The following is a 4,572-nucleotide window of genomic DNA, read 5'->3' on the forward strand; positions in this document are numbered from 1 at the left end:
CCCTTCCCGCAAGGCGTGGCAAGTTGCGCCTCCATCTGCGGAATCGTGTGGCCCGCGTGCAGGCGATGGATCGCCATCACGCGACGCTCGGCCTCGCGCAGCAGATCGATTTCGCAGAAGGTCCGACCGAGCACGTCATCATTATGGTAGCCGGTGAGGTCGAGGAAACCATGGTTGACCCGCACGAAGCGCAGATCGCTGATCCGGCAGATGATCGCTGGGGCCGGGTTGGCGTTGAACATGCGCTCGAACCGAGCCTCGGCCTGGTAGCGTTCGCTCACATCTTGCATGACCAAGGCAAGTCCGCTCGGCGTGCCATCCGCATCCGTGGTCACCAAGCTACGGATACGGTGCATCCACTTGTGTGACGGATCCCGGGTTGGGACTAGCTCCACCACGACGTCGCGGAACACCTCGCCGGCAAGCACCCGGTCAAGGGGATGTTGTAGCGGGCCGATCTCCCGGTGATTGCGGTAGTGCAACTTGAAGTTCGTGCGGTACTCCGACACGGTGGCGCCGAGATCGTCGGCATCGGCAACCCCATGCATCATCACGGCGGCGGCGTTCGCGTAGGAGATCGTCTGATCCGGCTCGATCAGGATCACACCTTCAGACAAGCCGGCCACGATCTGCCGCATTTGTATGTAGCGCGACTCTTCGATCATCGGCGTATCTCCCCAGGTAACGAAGCAAGGCTTGCTATAGTCGTCACGATCAGCCGCAAGGTCCGGTGGCCGCAGACTGAAATAGGTAAACGTGACCCCGGATTCACAAGGAGCTTCGATTTGTGACCGCCTCCCTACCATCCGTTTGGTAGTTGTCGAGCTTGCGCAGCTCGGTGGCGATGTCTTGCAGACTGGCGTCGCCCTTACGCAGGACACGGTCGGCCTCCGAAAGTTGCTGACGCTCGGCAGTGGTGACGTCGCGCGCGCTCAGGACGACGACCGGGATATCGGCGCAGCCTGGCATGCTCCTGAGGCGATGGAGGAAAGCGAAGCCGTCCATCACCGGCATAGTCAGATCGAGTAGCACAAGGCGCGGCGTCGCCTCGCGGACCCTGTCCAACGCTTCGACCCCGTCGCCAGCCTCGCGAACCAACCAGCCGCTGCGTTCAAGGACTGTGCGGAGCCGCTCGCGCATGTCGACGTCGTCATCGACGACGAGTACGTCCCCAGCCCCTTCCCCAAGCCGGTCGAGCACGCCCTTCAGCCTAGCCCAGTCCACCGGCTTCGGCACCGCGTCCGCCGCCCCAAGGGAGGCGCTGAGCGCCGCGTCGGCGACGAAGCTCACCATCACCACTGGGATATCCTGTGTGGCTGGGTCCCCCTTGAGAGTAGTGAGCACCGTCCAACCGTCCACCTCCGGCATCATCACGTCGAGCAGAATCACGCGCGGTGCGAGGCCACGTGCCAAATCCAGGCCGGTACGGCCGTCCCCGGCCGTGCGCACCGAGAACCCCTGCCGCGCCAGGAAACGGCCCATGAGGTCGCGCTGGCTCGCCTCATCGTCAATGACCAACACTAGGCCGCGCGCACCCGAGCCGGTGGCTCCGTCCGAGGCTGGCCTCTCGACCACGTCGGCGCCATCGCGCTCGGAAAGTGCCGCAGGCACAACAAGGATGAACCTCGTTCCTTGTCCGATCGCGCTCGTGACGGTGACGTCGCCGCCGAGCAGTTGCGCGAACGCCTTTGTCAAGGCGAGACCGAGGCCGGTGCCGCCGTATTTGCGGGTCGTGCTCCCATCGGCTTGGACGAAGCGCTGGAACAAACGCTCGACTTGCTCCGGGCTCATGCCGATGCCAGTGTCCTGCACCGACAGGACAAGGTGGTCGCCATTCGCACCCGGTTCGCGGTGCGCACGCAGGATGATGGTCCCGGCTTCGGTGAACTTCGCAGCGTTGGAAAGTAGGTTGAATAGGCATTGGCGTAACTTGGTCGCGTCTGTTCGCACGGTGCCAAGCCCATCGCCCAAATCAAGGACGAGGCGGTTGCCCTTTTTGGACACCAGGGCCTCGACGGTGCCGGCGGCGTCACGGAGGAATGCCTCGAGGTCGATGTCCTCGGCGTAAGTCTCCATCTTGTCTGCTTCGACCTTCGACAAGTCGAGCACATCGTTGATCAGCCCGAGCAGGTGCTTGGCGTTCGACTTGATCTTTCCCAGGTCCTTGAGCAGGCCGTCCTGGCCGAGCTCCTCCGCCTCCTCCTCAAGCATCTCCGAATAGCCGATCACAGCGGACAGCGGTGTCCGCAACTCGTGGCTCATATTGGCGAGGAAGCTGCTCTTGGCCCGGTTGGCATCCTCGGCAGCTTCGCGGGCGGCCTCAGCGTCGCGGCGCGAGTCCTCCAACGCTGCCTGGCTCGCGCGAAGGCCCGCATTAGCGGCGTCGATGCGTCCGAGCACCTCCTCGCGCTCTATCATCGAGCGGCGTAGGGCGTCGCATACCCAGACCATGGCGAGGCCAACCACGAGGTACTGTGCGAGTGCTACGACCTGCCCGGGGTTCAGCCCGACTGCATGATCCGACCGTTGGAAGAACCACGCGGCTGCCAGCAGAGAGGACGCCACCGCGAGGACGCCCGGCCCCCGGCCAAGGGCGAGCGCGACGAGGAACACGATGGGGAGGTACAGGAGGAACGGGGCAGTATCGAGGGGCGCCAGGAACCGGAGCAGCGTAGCCGCCGCGACCGCCGTGACGGGTATGGCATGGCGAGTGACCGGACCGAAGCTGTGGCCCGATAGGACCTCCATGAACCTTCGCAAGCGTCTACCTCCCCGTGAGGAGCCGACCCGGCCTCACGCGACGTCGCCGACCTCGTCGGTGATCACCGTGAAGCCCGCAAGCGGGGCGGGTCCGAAAATGGTCGTGATCGAGCAATCCGTCGCGTCGCGACCATAGGCCATCACGATGCGGCCGATCCGAGGCCGATTGTGCCGAGCGTCGAACGCATACCAGCATGGCCCCGTCGGACCGTCGAGGTGGACCTCGAACCATGCGTGTAAGTCCATCAGCGCCGGGTCTTTTCCGGAGGCCGATGTCGCTGAGGTAGCTCATGACATAGCAGGCCGGGATATTCATGCACCGGCACAGCGTCACAGAGAGGTGCGCGAAGTCGCGACAAACGCCAACCTGCTCGCCGTAGCCGTCGAAAGCGCTGCGCGTGGTATCGGCCTGATTGTAGTCGAAGCGCAGCCGAACGTGCGCGTAGTCGACGATGGCCTGTTCACGCGCGCATCCCTCTGGCATCGAGCCGAACAGGTTCCAAGCGGTCTTCAAGTGCTTGTCGAGGTCGCAATAGCGCGAGCCGAGCAGGAACGGCAGCACCTCGTCCCAAAGGTTCTGAACCGGGATCTGTGGGGCGTCGAGGGCATGATCGTCGGGCCGCTTATGGTCCTTTATCTCGAAGTCGGCTGACATGTGATCCGCCCCCCGGGACGTAGATGCAGGTGACGAGGTTGCCAAATAGGTCGTGGAACTAGCGGGCGGCAACCGGCGGATCGAACGCGATGACTTCGCGTGAGCGCAGGTCGAGGTGCCGTTCCAGGCGGACGTTGAGCAATAAAACCATCGGCGTCGAACTGAACGTGTCGAGGGCTATGGTGTAGCCGCAACGGATGCGCACGATCAGCCTTCCTCCTTGGAACGCTGGGCCAGGCAAAATGTCCGCCGAACCGTCGTTTCTGGATCGACGCTGAGCCGGCGGGCCTCCGCGGATAGACCGAACCAAAGCATGTCACGGGACGAAACCGAGCGAACGACGTTATGAGGTGGCACGCTGGGTGTAGCTCGGCGTCGAAGGGTGCAAGCGTATGCCGATGGACGTGACGATTGCTTCTAAGCAGCCCGCCCAGGTGCCGCCGCCACTTGTGCCCGGCCTGCGCGGCCTGCTGACCCTCGCGGTGGGGGTCGTGCTGATCGCGGCGCTGTACTTCGGGCGCGAGGTGTTCATCCCCCTCGTGCTGGCGGTGCTCCTCAGCTTCGTTCTGGCCCCGGTGGTCAACCTGTTGCGCCGGATCAAGTTCGGGCGCGTGCCCTCCGTGATCGTCGCGGTGCTGCTCGCGCTCGGAGTGATCGGCGGCATCGGCGCGGTCCTCGGTACGCAGGTGGCCGGGCTCGCTGGCAATCTGCCGCAGTACCAGGCGACGGTCTCGAAGAAGTTCGCCGGCCTGCAGCAAGGCTGGCTCGGCGATGCCAACCGGGTCATCGCCAAGTTCAGCCACCAGGTTCACGACGTCACCCAGAAGGCCGACGCAGCCGGCACCACCGCGGCAACCGGCCCGGGCGGGGATACGCCTAGGGCACAGCTTGTCTGAGTGCAGGAGCCCGAGATTTCGCCGCTTGCGCTCGCGGAGAAGGTGCTGGGCCCGATCTTTGAGCCGCTGACCACCGTTGGCATCGTCTTGGTCGTGGTTGTGTTCCTGCTCCTTCAGCGTGAGGACCTGCGCAACCGCATGATCCGCCTGTTCGGGTCAAGCGACCTGCATCGCACCACCGTGGCGATGGATGACGCGGCCGGTCGTCTCGGCACCTACTTTCTCGCCCAGCTCGGCATGAACGCCGCCTTCGGCGTCATC

2 protein-coding genes and 2 pseudogenes are annotated in these 4,572 nt (G+C 64.4%); 1 reads left to right on the forward strand and 3 read right to left on the reverse strand.

Annotated elements, in window-relative coordinates; translation table 11 throughout:
* From MKK70_RS20345 to MKK70_RS20355, 3 genes and pseudogenes are all read right to left on the reverse strand, one after another.
* Positions 1-665 (reverse strand): PAS domain-containing protein (locus tag MKK70_RS20345; protein WP_243949542.1); only part of this gene is annotated, 665 nt, incomplete at its 3' end.
* A gap of 103 nt (positions 666-768) precedes the next feature.
* Entirely contained in the window at positions 769-2,748 is a 1,980-nt protein-coding gene (locus MKK70_RS20350) for a hybrid sensor histidine kinase/response regulator (RefSeq protein WP_243949543.1), read from the reverse strand.
* 45 nt (positions 2,749-2,793) lie between these two features.
* Positions 2,794-3,620, reverse strand: a pseudogene (locus MKK70_RS20355) (transglutaminase-like domain-containing protein).
* A 187-nt stretch (positions 3,621-3,807) separates the two neighbouring features.
* Here MKK70_RS20355 and MKK70_RS20360 point away from each other — a divergent pair.
* Positions 3,808-4,572: pseudogene (locus MKK70_RS20360) on the forward strand (AI-2E family transporter); the annotation flags it as partial.

Origin of the sequence: Methylobacterium sp. E-041, assembly GCF_022829665.1 — a bacterium.
GTDB lineage: Bacteria > Pseudomonadota > Alphaproteobacteria > Rhizobiales > Beijerinckiaceae > Methylobacterium.